22 protein-coding genes are annotated in these 12624 nt (G+C 61.5%); all 22 read left to right on the top strand.

The annotated features are described in order from the left end of the window. Window positions 1-102 precede the first annotated feature (102 nt). The 22 genes from tuf to rplO all read left to right on the top strand — a co-directional run bounded on the left by tuf (window position 103) and on the right by rplO (window position 12395). Complete coding sequence (gene tuf, locus AC1MBU_RS13835; protein ID WP_056544003.1) at window positions 103-1293, top strand: elongation factor Tu; 1191 nt, start codon at window positions 103-105, stop codon at window positions 1291-1293. Between the two features lie 74 nt (window positions 1294-1367). Beyond that, window positions 1368-1970: a hypothetical protein gene (locus tag AC1MBU_RS13830; protein ID WP_479787578.1), complete on the top strand. Its 603-nt coding sequence runs from the start codon at window positions 1368-1370 to the stop codon at window positions 1968-1970. Between the two features lie 400 nt (window positions 1971-2370). Next, window positions 2371-2679, top strand: coding sequence for a 30S ribosomal protein S10 (gene rpsJ, locus AC1MBU_RS13825; protein ID WP_003803825.1), 309 nt, complete (start codon window positions 2371-2373; stop codon window positions 2677-2679). 16 nt (window positions 2680-2695) lie between these two features. Next, complete coding sequence (rplC, locus tag AC1MBU_RS13820; RefSeq protein ID WP_056544007.1) at window positions 2696-3352, top strand: 50S ribosomal protein L3; 657 nt, start codon at window positions 2696-2698, stop codon at window positions 3350-3352. Between the two features lie 3 nt (window positions 3353-3355). Then, complete coding sequence (rplD, locus tag AC1MBU_RS13815; RefSeq protein WP_277359144.1) at window positions 3356-3994, top strand: 50S ribosomal protein L4; 639 nt, start codon at window positions 3356-3358, stop codon at window positions 3992-3994. Beyond that, window positions 3991-4296, top strand: a complete 306-nt coding sequence (rplW, locus tag AC1MBU_RS13810; protein ID WP_056544012.1) for a 50S ribosomal protein L23 — start codon at window positions 3991-3993, stop codon at window positions 4294-4296. The genes rplD and rplW overlap by 4 nt, the downstream gene beginning before the upstream one ends. Before the next feature lie 30 nt (window positions 4297-4326). Beyond that, complete coding sequence (rplB, locus tag AC1MBU_RS13805) at window positions 4327-5166, top strand: 50S ribosomal protein L2 (protein WP_056544015.1); 840 nt, start codon at window positions 4327-4329, stop codon at window positions 5164-5166. Window positions 5167-5178: 12 nt separating this feature from the next. Next, window positions 5179-5460, top strand: a complete 282-nt coding sequence (gene rpsS, locus AC1MBU_RS13800; protein ID WP_011692805.1) for a 30S ribosomal protein S19 — start codon at window positions 5179-5181, stop codon at window positions 5458-5460. 39 nt (window positions 5461-5499) lie between these two features. Then, entirely contained in the window at window positions 5500-5865 is a 366-nt protein-coding gene (gene rplV / locus AC1MBU_RS13795) for a 50S ribosomal protein L22 (protein WP_056544018.1), read from the top strand. After that, a complete protein-coding gene (gene rpsC, locus AC1MBU_RS13790; protein ID WP_056544021.1) occupies window positions 5866-6726 on the top strand; it encodes a 30S ribosomal protein S3 in 861 nt (286 codons plus the stop codon). Then, window positions 6727-7143: a 50S ribosomal protein L16 gene (rplP, locus tag AC1MBU_RS13785; protein WP_056544024.1), complete on the top strand. Its 417-nt coding sequence runs from the start codon at window positions 6727-6729 to the stop codon at window positions 7141-7143. 2 nt (window positions 7144-7145) lie between these two features. After that, complete coding sequence (rpmC, locus tag AC1MBU_RS13780; RefSeq protein ID WP_056544026.1) at window positions 7146-7493, top strand: 50S ribosomal protein L29; 348 nt, start codon at window positions 7146-7148, stop codon at window positions 7491-7493. Next, window positions 7490-7777, top strand: a complete 288-nt coding sequence (rpsQ, locus tag AC1MBU_RS13775; RefSeq protein ID WP_056544030.1) for a 30S ribosomal protein S17 — start codon at window positions 7490-7492, stop codon at window positions 7775-7777. The genes rpmC and rpsQ overlap by 4 nt, the downstream gene beginning before the upstream one ends. Before the next feature lie 357 nt (window positions 7778-8134). Continuing rightward, complete coding sequence (gene rplN, locus AC1MBU_RS13770; protein ID WP_056544033.1) at window positions 8135-8503, top strand: 50S ribosomal protein L14; 369 nt, start codon at window positions 8135-8137, stop codon at window positions 8501-8503. Between the two features lie 2 nt (window positions 8504-8505). After that, window positions 8506-8883, top strand: coding sequence for a 50S ribosomal protein L24 (gene rplX, locus AC1MBU_RS13765; protein ID WP_056544036.1), 378 nt, complete (start codon window positions 8506-8508; stop codon window positions 8881-8883). Beyond that, window positions 8883-9458 carry a 50S ribosomal protein L5 gene (rplE, locus tag AC1MBU_RS13760; RefSeq protein WP_056544039.1) on the top strand — a complete coding sequence of 192 codons (576 nt, stop codon included), beginning with the start codon at window positions 8883-8885 and terminating at the stop codon, window positions 9456-9458. Before rplX ends, rplE begins: the two co-directional genes overlap by 1 nt. 95 nt (window positions 9459-9553) lie before the next feature. Further along, on the top strand, window positions 9554-9952 hold the full coding sequence (gene rpsH / locus AC1MBU_RS13755) for a 30S ribosomal protein S8 (protein WP_056544043.1): 399 nt from the start codon (window positions 9554-9556) through the stop codon (window positions 9950-9952). Between the two features lie 20 nt (window positions 9953-9972). Beyond that, entirely contained in the window at window positions 9973-10509 is a 537-nt protein-coding gene (rplF, locus tag AC1MBU_RS13750; RefSeq protein WP_056544046.1) for a 50S ribosomal protein L6, read from the top strand. Window positions 10510-10511: 2 nt separating this feature from the next. Further along, window positions 10512-10895: a 50S ribosomal protein L18 gene (rplR, locus tag AC1MBU_RS13745; RefSeq protein ID WP_056544049.1), complete on the top strand. Its 384-nt coding sequence runs from the start codon at window positions 10512-10514 to the stop codon at window positions 10893-10895. Further along, on the top strand, window positions 10892-11629 hold the full coding sequence (gene rpsE / locus AC1MBU_RS13740) for a 30S ribosomal protein S5 (protein ID WP_404800762.1): 738 nt from the start codon (window positions 10892-10894) through the stop codon (window positions 11627-11629). Before rplR ends, rpsE begins: the two co-directional genes overlap by 4 nt. Further along, entirely contained in the window at window positions 11629-11847 is a 219-nt protein-coding gene (rpmD, locus tag AC1MBU_RS13735; protein WP_056544055.1) for a 50S ribosomal protein L30, read from the top strand. The genes rpsE and rpmD overlap by 1 nt, the downstream gene beginning before the upstream one ends. Next, window positions 11847-12395: a 50S ribosomal protein L15 gene (gene rplO, locus AC1MBU_RS13730; protein ID WP_479787570.1), complete on the top strand. Its 549-nt coding sequence runs from the start codon at window positions 11847-11849 to the stop codon at window positions 12393-12395. Before rpmD ends, rplO begins: the two co-directional genes overlap by 1 nt. Window positions 12396-12624 lie beyond the last annotated feature (229 nt).

Genomic DNA, 12624 nt, shown 5'->3' with positions numbered 1-12624 from the left:
TAATTTCACCAAAATAAAAGCCCCCAGTAGACTTGCATGAGTTTCAGCCGCGAAAAGCGTGGCTGGGGAGTAAGTCTTCTAAAAACGTTCTAGGAGGAACCCGTGGCGAAGGCAAAGTTCGAGCGGACTAAGCCGCACGTTAACATCGGCACCATTGGTCACGTTGACCATGGAAAGACCACGTTGACGGCTGCCATTTCCAAGGTGCTGTATGACAAGTACCCCAACCTCAACGAGGCACGGGACTTCGCGTCCATCGACTCGGCTCCCGAGGAGAAGCAGCGCGGCATCACCATCAACATCTCGCATGTTGAGTACCAGACCGAGAAGCGCCACTATGCACACGTAGACGCTCCCGGCCACGCTGACTACATCAAGAACATGATCACCGGTGCCGCGCAGATGGACGGAGCAATCCTTGTGGTTGCTGCGACCGACGGCCCGATGGCCCAGACCCGCGAGCACGTTCTGCTTGCCCGCCAGGTTGGTGTTCCCTACCTGCTGGTCGCGCTGAACAAGTCCGACATGGTCGAGGATGAGGAACTGCTCGACCTCGTGGAGATGGAAGTTCGCGAGCTGCTCAGTGCGCAGGGCTTCGACGGCGACGATGCACCTGTGGTGCGCGTTTCCGGCCTGAAGGCTCTCGAAGGGGACCCCGAGTGGGTCAAGTCCGTCGAGGACCTGATGGATGCTGTGGACAACAGCGTTCCGGACCCCGTCCGCGACAAGGACAAGCCGTTCCTGATGCCGGTTGAGGATGTTTTCACCATCACCGGTCGTGGAACCGTTGTCACGGGCCGCGCCGAGCGTGGAACCCTGAAGATCAACTCGGAAATCGAGATCGTCGGAATCCGTCCGGTTCAGAAGACCACGGTTACCGGTATCGAGATGTTCCACAAGCAGCTCGACGAGGCCTGGGCCGGCGAGAACTGTGGTCTGCTGCTTCGCGGTATCAAGCGCGAAGACGTAGAGCGTGGCCAGGTTATCGTCAAGCCGGGTTCGATCACCCCGCACACCGATTTCGAGGCCAACGTCTACATCCTGGCCAAGGACGAGGGCGGTCGTCACAACCCGTTCTACTCCAACTACCGCCCGCAGTTCTACTTCCGTACCACTGACGTCACCGGTGTCATCACCCTCCCCGAGGGCACCGAAATGGTCATGCCTGGCGACAACACTGAGATGACCGTTGCGCTCATCCAGCCCATCGCCATGGAAGAAGGCCTCGGCTTCGCTATCCGCGAAGGCGGCCGCACCGTTGGATCAGGTCGCGTTACCAAGATCAACAAGTAGTTCCTGAACTACCTGGAAAGGCCCCGCTGCGTTACGCAGCGGGGCCTTTCGTCTTTCTGCCGTAGAGTTATCCGGTGCAAATTTACTCAAGCGTCCCCCTGCAGCGCGGCTGGCAGGTCCTCACCGATCTATGTGCCATAGCTGTCGTCGTCGTCGCCTGGCTTTTCTCGCGCGCGACTTTCGAAGCTGTTTCGGGACTCGCTGTGTTCGGGCGCGGCATGGAAGATGCCGGGATCGGTTTCCACTCGTCGATGAGTGATGCTGCGGAGCGCATCGGGGGAGTGCCCCTCATCGGGGACCAGGCAAGCGCGCCTTTCCTGAGCGCTGCGGAAGCCGGCGCATTTTTCATTAATGCCGGCCAGGACCAGCAGAACTCGGTTGCGCAGGCCGCGGCCGTCGTGGGGTGGGCTATCTTCGTGCTCCCGGTCCTGGTCCTCCTTCCGCTCTGGCTGGTTCCCCGGGTGCAGTTCGTTGTACGGTCAACACGGACGCGGCGTTTGAGCCGCGAGGCCGGGGGGATGGAGCTCCTTGCGCTGCGGGCCCTGGTCCTTGCGAAGCCCTCCCAGCTTCAGAAGGTGTCCGTTGACCCGGTCCGCGCCTGGCGGCAAGGTGACCCAGCGGACCTGGAGCGGTTGGCCAAGCTTGCCCTGAGACGCGAGGGTGTGCGTTCCCGCTAGCACCCGGACGGCGTGTGGGCAAGCTGACACAGGGCCGGATTCGCAATGTGCTGCATAATCTGGCAGACTAAATGAGTTGTTCAAGCGCCTGTGCGCGCGGTTTGAGCTGTAGTCCCGGTCAGGATAATGCCTGGCGCAGGGTCGCATCCGCCGCGGAAGCTGGCCCAAATATAACCCACCCCAATCGACAAGCTCGGTTCTATGCGGGATTCTTCGCATTCTTTTGCAGAAGACACGCGACACGCCCGAGCGCGGGGGTCGGAGCCTCGGCAGGGTGAGGAACCCGGAAGTATCCGGATTCAGCCTGCTGGAGGAGCGCCATAACAACAGGCGCACTGTACGTAGCCAGGAACGTCACCGCACGGTGGCGCTCTACATGAAGAGAGAGAGTCGAGACGCCATGGCGGGACAAAAGATCCGCATCCGGCTGAAGTCGTATGACCACGAGGTCATTGACGTTTCAGCTCGGAAGATCGTTGAGACGGTGACGCGCGCAGGCGCAACGGTAGTAGGCCCCGTGCCGCTGCCCACGGAAAAGAACGTTTACTGCGTTATCCGGTCGCCGCACAAGTACAAGGACAGCCGCGAGCACTTTGAAATGCGCACGCACAAGCGTCTGATCGACATCATTGACCCCACGCCCAAGGCCGTCGACTCGCTCATGCGCCTCGACCTTCCCGCGGACGTGAACATCGAGATCAAGCTGTAAGGGAGAGAAGATAACTATGTCTACTTCGCTTACGCGCCAGGTCAAGGGACTGCTGGCTACCAAGCTCGGCATGACCCAGGTCTGGGATGAAAACAACCTCCTCGTACCGGTGACGGTCCTGCAGGCTGACTCCAACGTCATCACGCAGCTGCGCACCGCCGCCGCTGACGGCTACAGCGCCGTCCAGATCGGCTTCGGCCAGATCGATCCGCGCAAGGTCACCAAGCCGCTCGCAGGTCACTTCGAGAAGGCAGGCGTCACGCCTCGCCGCCACGTCGTTGAGCTGCGTACATCCGATGTCGATTCCTACTCGCTCGGCCAGGAACTCTCCGTTGAGCTGTTCGAAGCCGGCCAGCAGGTCGACGTCATCGGCAAGACCAAGGGCAAGGGCTTCGCGGGCGTCATGAAGCGTCACGGCTTCCACGGCGTTGGAGCCTCGCACGGTGCGCACAAGAACCACCGCAAGCCCGGCTCGATCGGTGGCGCCTCCACCCCCAGCCGCGTCTTCAAGGGTATGAAAATGGCAGGCCGTATGGGTGCCGTTCGCCAGACCACGCTGAACCTCACCGTTCACGCTGTGGACGTCGAGAAGTCGCTGCTGCTGATCAAGGGCGCTGTCCCCGGCGCCCGCGGACAGGTCGTACTCGTACGCACCGCCGTGAAGGGAGCATAAGTCATGGCTACCAAGACTCTGAACGTCGATCTCCCCGCCGAGATCTTCGACGCACAGACCAACGTTCCGCTGCTGCACCAGGTCGTCGTGGCCCAGCTTGCTGCCGCCCGCCAGGGCACGCACAAGACCAAGACACGCGCCGAGGTCAGCGGAGCCGGCCGCAAGCCGTTCAAGCAGAAGGGCACCGGCCGCGCACGCCAGGGCTCGATCCGCGCACCACACATGACCGGTGGTGGCGTGGTTCACGGACCCACGCCGCGTGACTACAGCCAGCGCACACCCAAGAAGATGAAGGCTGCCGCCCTGCGCGGTGCCCTGTCTGACCGGGCACGCAACGGGCGTATCCACGTCATCGAGTCACTGGCCGGCGGCGAGAAGCCCTCGACCAAGGCCGCAATGGCAACGCTGCGAGGCATCTCGGAGCGTCCCAACCTGCTGGTTGTCATCGAGCGTTCAAACGATCAGGCCGCACTGTCTGTGCGCAACCTGGTTGAGGTCCACACGCTGTACGTGGATCAGCTGAACACCTACGACGTACTCGTAGCGGATGACGTGATCTTCACGAAGGCTGCCTACGACACCTTTGTGGGTACGGCCCAGGCCGCTGACGCCGACATCACAACTGAGGAGGACGCCAAGTGAGTGGCTCCATCACCAAGGATCCTCGCGACGTCGTCATTGCACCCGTCGTGTCGGAGAAGAGCTACGGCCTGATCGACGAAGGAAAGTACACCTTCCTGGTCGACCCACGCTCCAACAAGACCGAGATCAAGCTGGCCGTGGAGAAGATTTTCTCCGTCAAGGTCGACTCGATCAACACCATCAACCGTGTAGGGAAGCGTAAGCGCACCCGCTTCGGATGGGGACAGCGCAAGGACACCAAGCGCGCAATTGTCACCCTCAAAGAAGGCACGATCGACATCTTCGGCGGTCCGCTCAGCTGAGCGGAGACCACTTTAACGAGGAACTGAAAAATGGCTATCCGTAAATACAAGCCGACAACCCCGGGCCGTCGCGGCTCGAGCGTTGCCGACTTCGCAGAAATCACACGGTCGACGCCGGAGAAATCCCTGGTGCGTCCGCTCCCCAAAAAGGGCGGCCGTAACAACTCCGGAAAGATCACTACCCGTCACAAGGGTGGTGGACACAAGCGTCAGTACCGTCTCATCGACTTCCGTCGTCATGACAAGGACGGTGTCAACGCGCGCGTCGCTGAGATCGAATACGATCCCAACCGCACCGCCCGCATTGCACTCCTGCACTACATCGACGGCACGAAGCGCTACATCATCGCGCCGAACAAGCTGAAGCAGGGTGACAATGTTGAGGCCGGCCCCGGCGCCGACATCAAGCCCGGCAACAACCTGCCGATGCGCAACATCCCCGTGGGTACTGTTATTCACGCTGTTGAGCTTCGTCCCGGCGGCGGTGCCAAGATGGCACGTTCCGCAGGGGCATCGGTCCAGCTCGTTGCCAAGGAAGGCCGCTTCGCGCAGCTTCGCCTGCCGTCCGGTGAAATCCGCAACGTTGATGTGCGCTGCCGCGCCACCATCGGCGAGGTCGGCAATGCCGAGCAGTCGAACATCAACTGGGGCAAGGCAGGCCGCATGCGCTGGAAGGGCGTTCGCCCGACCGTCCGCGGTGTTGCGATGAACCCTGTCGATCACCCGCACGGTGGTGGTGAAGGCAAGACCTCCGGTGGACGTCACCCGGTCAACCCGAACGGTAAGGCCGAAGGCCGTACCCGCCGTCCCAACAAAGAAAGCGACTCGCTCATTGTGCGTCGCCGTCGTTCCGGCAAGAACAAGCGATAGGAGCCTGGAAACATGCCACGCAGCCTGAAGAAAGGCCCCTTCGTCGATCAGCACCTGTTCGTCAAGGTGGACCGCGAGAACGAGAAGGGCACCAAGAACGTCATCAAGACGTGGTCCCGCCGTTCCATGATCATCCCGGACATGCTCGGCCACACCATTGCCGTGCATGACGGGCGCAAGCACATTCCGGTGTTTGTCACCGAGTCGATGGTCGGGCACAAGCTCGGCGAATTCGCTCCCACGCGGACATTCCGCGGCCATGTGAAGGACGACCGCAAGGGCAAGCGCCGCTAAGGCGCCTGTTTCTACGGCTAAGACGAGAGAAGGAAAGCAATGGAAGCCAAGGCTATTGCGCGTCATCTGCGCGTAACGCCTATGAAGGCCCGGCGCGTCGTCAACCTTGTTCGTGGTAAGCAAGCGAATGAGGCTCTGGCAATCCTGAAGTTTGCCCCCCAGGCAGCTTCGGAGCCGGTTTTCAAGGTAGTACAGTCGGCGATCGCCAACGCACGGGTCCTCGCGGACCGCGACGGCGTGGCGTTCGACGAAGGCGACCTCATCATCAGCGAAGCGTTTGTTGATGAAGGCCCGACCATGAAGCGGTTCCAGCCGCGAGCTCAGGGTCGTGCATTTCAGATCAAGAAGCGGACCAGCCACGTCACTGTGGTAGTCGCTACCCCTGAGAAAGTGGAGGCTCGCTAAGTGGGACAGAAAGTAAACCCGCACGGGTTCCGACTCGGCATCACCACTGACCACCGGTCACACTGGTTTGCTGACAGCAACAAGCCGGGCCAGCGCTACAAGGACTTCGTCCGCGAGGACATCAAGATCCGTCAGCTCATGTCCACAGGCATGGACCGCGCCGGCATCGCCAAGGTTGAGATCGAGCGCACCCGCGACCGCGTTCGTGTGGATATCCACACGGCTCGCCCGGGTATCGTCATCGGCCGCCGCGGCGCCGAAGCGGATCGCATCCGCGGCGAGCTCGAGAAGCTCACCGGCAAGCAGGTTCAGCTGAACATCCTCGAGGTCAAGAACCCCGAGATCGAGGCGCAGCTGGTTGCCCAGGGCGTAGCTGAGCAGCTCTCTTCACGTGTGGCCTTCCGCCGCGCAATGAAGAAGGCCATGCAGTCGGCACAGCGTGCCGGTGCCAAGGGCATCCGCGTACAGTGCTCCGGCCGCCTCGGCGGCGCGGAAATGAGCCGCTCGGAGTTCTACCGCGAAGGCCGTGTGCCCCTGCACACCCTCCGCGCGAACATCGACTACGGCTTCTTCGAAGCCAAGACCACCTTCGGCCGCATCGGCGTGAAGGTATGGATCTACAAGGGCGACGTCACCGCCAAGGAGCTCGCAGCCCAGGCTGCCGCAGCACCGTCGCGTGGCCGTGGTGGCGGAGACCGTCCGGGCCGTGGCCCTGCCGGCGCTGACCGCGGCGGCGATCGCGGAGGCGACCGTCGTCGTCGTAATACCGATCGCGGTGCAGGTCAGGGTGAAGCTAACGCTGCTCCCGCCGAGTCCGCACCGGCTGAGTCCGCTGCTGCAGCGGAAGGAGGACAGGCTTAAATGCTTATCCCACGTCGAGTGAAGTTCCGTAAGCAGCACCACCCCGGTCGTTCGGGCGCTGCTACCGGCGGCACTGAGGTCAGCTTCGGTGAGTGGGGTATCCAGGCTCTGAGCCCGGCATACGTCACCAACCGCCAGATCGAATCTGCGCGTATCGCAATGACCCGTCACATCAAGCGTGGCGGAAAGGTGTGGATCAACATCTACCCTGACCGTCCGCTGACCAAGAAGCCTGCTGAAACCCGTATGGGTTCCGGTAAGGGTTCCCCTGAGTGGTGGGTCGCCAACGTCAAGCCGGGGCGCGTTCTCTTTGAACTCTCCGGTGTCAATGAAGAGGTAGCTCGCGAGGCCCTGCGCCTGGCGATCCATAAGCTGCCGTTGAAGGCACGTATCGTGCGTCGTGAGGGTGGTGAATAGTCATGGCACTCGGTTCAAAGGAACTGGCAACCGACCAGCTGGATGGGTTCGATAAGGACCGTCTGGTGGAGGAACTCGCCAAGGCTAAGGAAGAGCTGTTCAACCTGCGCTTCCAGTCAGCCACCGGTCAGCTTGAAAACCACGGCCGCCTGCGCTCGGTGAAACGGGATATCGCCCGCATCTACACCGTGCTGCGTGAGCGCGAGCTGGGACTGCGGCCCGACGTCGTAGCCCCGGTAGAAGAAGCGAAGACTGAAAAGGCCGGCAAGAAATCGAAGGGTTCCAAGGCTGCCTCCACAAAGGACGAAAAGTCCGTGGAAACACAGGCTTCTGAGGAGGATGCCAAATGAGTGAAGAGAAGAACGGCACTGTAGAGGCTGACGCCCGCGGTCACCGTAAGACCCGCCGCGGCTACGTCGTGTCGGACAAGATGGACAAGACGGTTGTCGTGCAGGTTGAGGATCGTGTGAAGCACGCCCTCTACGGCAAGGTCCTGCGCCGCAGCTCCAAGGTCAAGGTCCACGATGAGCAGAACAGCGCCGGCATCGGCGATATGGTTCTGATCAGCGAGACCCGCCCGCTGTCCGCTACCAAGCGGTGGCGCCTGGTGGAGATCCTGGAAAAGGCCAAGTAAGGCCGCAAAGGCAAGCTCTGTCGACTCGTCGACAACGGCAGTCCCTCGTTCCTCGCGGAACGGGGGACTGTTTGCGTTTCAATACGTGCTAGGATATTGAGTTTGTATGGCGCCTTCCGTGCAGATTTGGTCTGTACACCTCGAGCGTCAGCATGAAACCTCGTAAACAATCGTGCTCCGGCATAGTACTTCCCTGCGCTGCGGCGCCTGGGAGGTAAATGCCTCGGGCACGGGCGTTTAGGCTCATCCCTGGCAAAATCCAGGTGGGTCCAGAGACACCCCGATCAACCGTTCCGCAAGGCTCATTCCGTATGCATTATTTCGGTCTGAGAACCGGCGCGACGCAAGGAGTAGATAGTGATTCAGCAAGAGTCGCGACTCAAGATCGCCGACAACACCGGTGCTAAGGAAATCCTTACCATTCGTGTTCTCGGTGGATCCGGACGTCGCTACGCAGGAATTGGCGACGTCATCGTCGCCACCGTCAAAGACGCCATCCCTGGTGGGAACGTCAAGAAGGGCGATGTGGTCAAGGCCGTCATCGTCCGCACCAAGAAGGAACGCCGCCGTGCGGATGGTTCCTACATCAAGTTCGACGAGAACGCTGCCGTGATCCTCAAGGCTGACGGCGATCCCCGTGGTACCCGTATCTTCGGTCCGGTCGGTCGCGAACTCCGCGACAAGCGCTTCATGAAGATCATTTCACTGGCCCCGGAGGTGCTGTAGTCATGGCTCAGACCCGATCGAAGCTGAAGATCAAGAAGGGTGACCTCGTTCAGGTCATCACCGGTGCCAAGCAGGAGCGCGGCGGAGACCGCGGCAAGCAGGGCAAGGTCCTCAAGGTATTCCCAGAGAGCAACCGTGTACTGGTCGAAGGCATCAACCGCATCACGAAGCACACCAAGGCTGGGCAGACGCAGCGCGGCACCCAGACCGGTGGCATCGAGACCGTTGAGGCTTCCATCCACATCAGTAACGTCGCAGTGGTAGACCCGGAGAGCAAGAAGCCCACCCGAGTCGGCTACCGCACCGAAACCGTGGAGCGGGACGGCCGTGAGCGCACGGTCCGCATCCGCGTCGCCAAGGCATCAGGGAAGGATCTGTAATGACTGCTGAAGCCGTAGAAACAAAGATCACCCCCCGCCTCAAGGCCCGCTACGCATCGGAAATCAAGTCGACGCTGCTGGAGGAATTCAGCTACAGCAACGTCAACCAGGTTCCCCGGCTGGTCAAGGTCGTTGTGAACATGGGTGTTGGAGATGCCGCGAAGGACTCCAAGCTCATCGACGGTGCGGTCCGCGACCTCACCCAGATCACCGGCCAGAAGCCGCAGGTCACCAAGGCACGGAAGTCCATCGCGCAGTTCAAGCTCCGCGAAGGAATGCCGATCGGTGCACACGCAACTCTGCGTGGAGATCGCATGTGGGAATTCGTCGACCGCCTGGTCTCACTGGCACTGCCCCGTATCCGCGACTTCCGCGGCCTCAACGGGCGCCAGTTCGACGGCAACGGCAACTACACCTTCGGTCTCACGGAGCAGTCAATGTTCCACGAGATCGACCAGGACAAGATTGACCGTGTCCGCGGCATGGACATCACCGTTGTGACCACTGCCAAGACTGACGCCGAAGGCCGCGCCCTGCTCAAGGCGCTCGGCTTCCCGTTCAAATCCGAAGACTAATTCAACTACGTTGCAGGTCCGTTCCGGGGTCTGACCAGCTGATGCTGATTCTCACCGGAGTAGCGGAAACCGTTCCGAGGAAGGGCTAGAGCCCAATGACAATGACAGATCCAGTTGCAGACATGCTTACGCGTCTCCGCAACGCCAACTCGGCATACCACGACACCGTGTCCATGCCATACAGCAAGCTGAAGGCACGCGTTGCCGACATCCTGAAGGCCGAAGGTTACATCGGCGGCTGGAAGGAAGAAGAGGCTGAGGTGGGCAAGAAGCTCACGATCGACCTCAAGTTCGGTCCCGACCGTCAGCGCTCCATCGCGGGCATCCGGCGCATCTCCAAGCCGGGCCTGCGCGTCTACGCAAAGTCCACCAATCTGCCGCACGTACTGGGCGGACTGGGCATTGCCATCCTGTCCACGTCCTCCGGTCTGCTCACAGACCGCCAGGCAGCCAAGAAGGGTGTAGGTGGGGAAGTCCTCGCCTACGTCTGGTAGCGGGAAAGGGAAAGAGAAACATGTCACGTATTGGACGTCTCCCCATCACCGTGCCCGCAGGCGTTGAGGTCAAGGTTGACGGCAGTGTTGTGTCCGTCAAGGGATCCAAGGGCGAGCTGAGCCACTCTGTAGCCAGCCCCATCCAGGTATCGCTTGAGGAAAGCACCATCACCGTCTCCCGCCCGAATGACGAGCGCGAAGCGCGTTCGCTGCACGGCCTGACCCGCACCCTGATCTCCAACATGATCGTTGGAGTGACCGAGGGCTACAAGAAGAACCTTGAGATTGTCGGCACCGGTTACCGTGTGCAGGCCAAGGGTTCAGACCTGGAGTTCGCACTGGGCTACAGCCACCCCGTGGCCGTGAAGGCCCCGGAGGGCATCACGCTCACCGTGGACAGCCCCACCAAGGTGTCCGTCTCCGGCATCAACAAGCAGCAGGTCGGCGAAGTTGCTGCGAACATCCGCAAGCTGCGCCGTCCGGATCCCTATAAGGGCAAGGGCATCCGCTACGCGGGCGAAATTATTCGCCGCAAGGTCGGAAAGGCTGGTAAGTAACCATGACACTGAGCATCAACAAGAAGCGCACGTCGAAGAGCAAGTCCGCCCAGCGCGGGCGGCGCCACCTTCGGGTCCGCAAGCGCATCACCGGTACGGCTGTTCGTCCCCGTCTGGTAGTCAACCGTTCAGCCCGTCACATCTTCGTGCAGGTTGTCGACGACACCAAGGGCATGACTGTCGCATCGGCTTCGACCCTCGAGGCGGACCTGCGTTCGTTCGACGGCGACAAGACCGCCAAGGCCAAGCGCGTTGGCGAGCTCGTTGCTGAGCGGGCAAAGGCTGCGGGCATTGAGGCAGTCGTATTCGACCGTGGTGGTAACAAGTACCACGGCCGGGTTGCCGCAATCGCAGACGGCGCACGTGAAGGTGGGCTGGCACTGTGACCGAGCAGAACAACGCAAAGGAAGCCTCATTGAATACTGCAAAGGCTGAGGAGGCTGCGACTGTTGCTCCCGCGGCCGGTTCCACCGAGACGGCGTCAGCTACTGACGATCGCCGCGGCGGTGGCGGTCGCCGTGGAGAGCGCGGCGGACGCGACGGCGGTCGTGGCGGTCGCGACGGCGGTCGTGGCGGCCGTGACGGTGGTCGCGACGACAAAGACAAGTTCGTTGAGCGCGTCGTGTCGATCAACCGCGTATCGAAGGTCGTCAAGGGCGGCCGGCGATTCAGCTTCACCGCACTCGTTGTTGTCGGCGACGGCAACGGCATGGTCGGTGTCGGCTACGGCAAGGCCAAGGAAGTTCCCTCGGCTATCGCCAAGGGCGTAGAGGAAGCCAAGAAGTCCTTCTTCAAGGTTCCCCGCATCGGCGGCACCGTTCCCCACCTGGTTCAGGGTGAGGCAGCGGCCGGCGTCGTACTCCTGCGTCCCGCATCTCCCGGTACCGGTGTAATCGCCGGTGGTCCGGTGCGCGCCGTTCTGGAATGCGTCGGTATCCACGACGTCCTGTCCAAGTCCCTGGGTTCCTCGAACGCCATCAACATTGTTCACGCAACTGTTGACGCGCTGAAGAGGCTCGAAGAGCCGCAGGCAGTGGCTGCGCGCCGTGGTCTGCCGCTCGACCAGGTCGCTTCCACGTCGATGCTGCGCGCTATGCAGGATCAGAAGGCAGGTGCGTAATGACTGCTATTACACCAAAGCGCGTGGTTGTCAGCTCAGCGAAGCTGGAAATCACCCAGATCAAGTCCGTCATTGGCGGTAAGCAGAACCAGCGCGACACCCTTCGTTCACTCGGTCTGAAGCGGATCGGACACACCGTTGTCCGCAACGCTGACGCAGTGACCGTAGGCATGGTCAACACGGTTCCGCACCTCGTGAAGGTTGAGGAGGCCAAGTAATGGCAGAGAAGAAGACGGTGGAGGAATCCACCGAGAAGAAGCCGGCCCGCAAGCCTGCTGCCAAGGCTGCTGCTGCTCAGGAAACTGCTGAGAGCACGCCCCGCGTCCACGCGCTGAAGGTACACCACCTTCGTCCCGCCCCCGGAGCCAAAACCGCAAAGACCCGCGTTGGTCGCGGTGAAGGTTCCAAGGGTAAGACTGCAGGCCGTGGCACCAAGGGCACCAAGGCGCGCTACTCGGTCAAGGCAGGATTCGCGGGTGGGCAGCTGCCGCTGCACATGCGCCTGCCGAAGCTGCGTGGGTTCAAGAACCCGTTCCGCGTTGAGTACCAGGTAGTGAACCTGGACAAGCTCAACGAGCTGTACCCCCAGGGCGGCGAGGTGTCCGTGGACAGCCTGATCGCCAAGGGCGCAGTGCGCAAGAACCAGCTCGTCAAGGTGCTGGGAACGGGCGACCTCGCGGTCAAGGTGGACGTCAAGGTTCATGCCGTGTCCGCCAGCGCTGCAGAGAAGATCACCGCCGCAGGCGGATCCGTCTCGGCGCTCTAGTTCCCAGCATCGATCCCCGCCGTCGTCGTTCGGCTCGTCCTTAGGACATCAGGACGACGGCGGCAGGGGAGCCGGCTGTGATCTAGCTCATGAAGCAACTAGACTCTTGGTGGGCCGGGATCCCCGGTCCGCCAGGAGTTTGTTTCGTTAACAGGCTCAATTGATTCCCCGGGTTCTCTAGCGCCCGGTTCCACCCGTTAGACTCGGTTGGTGTGTATTGCCCGTGAAG

The sequence above is a fragment of the Arthrobacter sp. PTI12 genome (genome assembly GCF_056679915.1).
This window is presented reverse-complemented; position numbering and strand designations above follow the sequence as displayed.

What these genes read in the sequence shown, in the direction of transcription:
- rpsJ (WP_003803825.1), top strand. Translation starts at nt 2,371, where the DNA reads ATGGCGGGACAAAAGATCCGCATCCGGCTGAAGTCGTATGACCACGAG.
- rplC (WP_056544007.1), top strand. Translation starts at nt 2,696, where the DNA reads ATGTCTACTTCGCTTACGCGCCAGGTCAAGGGACTGCTGGCTACCAAG.
- rplD (WP_277359144.1), top strand. Translation starts at nt 3,356, where the DNA reads ATGGCTACCAAGACTCTGAACGTCGATCTCCCCGCCGAGATCTTCGAC.
- rplB (WP_056544015.1), top strand. Translation starts at nt 4,327, where the DNA reads ATGGCTATCCGTAAATACAAGCCGACAACCCCGGGCCGTCGCGGCTCG.
- rpsS (WP_011692805.1), top strand. Translation starts at nt 5,179, where the DNA reads ATGCCACGCAGCCTGAAGAAAGGCCCCTTCGTCGATCAGCACCTGTTC.
- rplV (WP_056544018.1), top strand. Translation starts at nt 5,500, where the DNA reads ATGGAAGCCAAGGCTATTGCGCGTCATCTGCGCGTAACGCCTATGAAG.
- rplP (WP_056544024.1), top strand. Translation starts at nt 6,727, where the DNA reads ATGCTTATCCCACGTCGAGTGAAGTTCCGTAAGCAGCACCACCCCGGT.
- rpmC (WP_056544026.1), top strand. Translation starts at nt 7,146, where the DNA reads ATGGCACTCGGTTCAAAGGAACTGGCAACCGACCAGCTGGATGGGTTC.
- rpsQ (WP_056544030.1), top strand. Translation starts at nt 7,490, where the DNA reads ATGAGTGAAGAGAAGAACGGCACTGTAGAGGCTGACGCCCGCGGTCAC.
- rplX (WP_056544036.1), top strand. Translation starts at nt 8,506, where the DNA reads ATGGCTCAGACCCGATCGAAGCTGAAGATCAAGAAGGGTGACCTCGTT.
- rplE (WP_056544039.1), top strand. Translation starts at nt 8,883, where the DNA reads ATGACTGCTGAAGCCGTAGAAACAAAGATCACCCCCCGCCTCAAGGCC.
- rpsH (WP_056544043.1), top strand. Translation starts at nt 9,554, where the DNA reads ATGACAATGACAGATCCAGTTGCAGACATGCTTACGCGTCTCCGCAAC.
- rplF (WP_056544046.1), top strand. Translation starts at nt 9,973, where the DNA reads ATGTCACGTATTGGACGTCTCCCCATCACCGTGCCCGCAGGCGTTGAG.
- rplR (WP_056544049.1), top strand. Translation starts at nt 10,512, where the DNA reads ATGACACTGAGCATCAACAAGAAGCGCACGTCGAAGAGCAAGTCCGCC.
- rpmD (WP_056544055.1), top strand. Translation starts at nt 11,629, where the DNA reads ATGACTGCTATTACACCAAAGCGCGTGGTTGTCAGCTCAGCGAAGCTG.
- rplO (WP_479787570.1), top strand. Translation starts at nt 11,847, where the DNA reads ATGGCAGAGAAGAAGACGGTGGAGGAATCCACCGAGAAGAAGCCGGCC.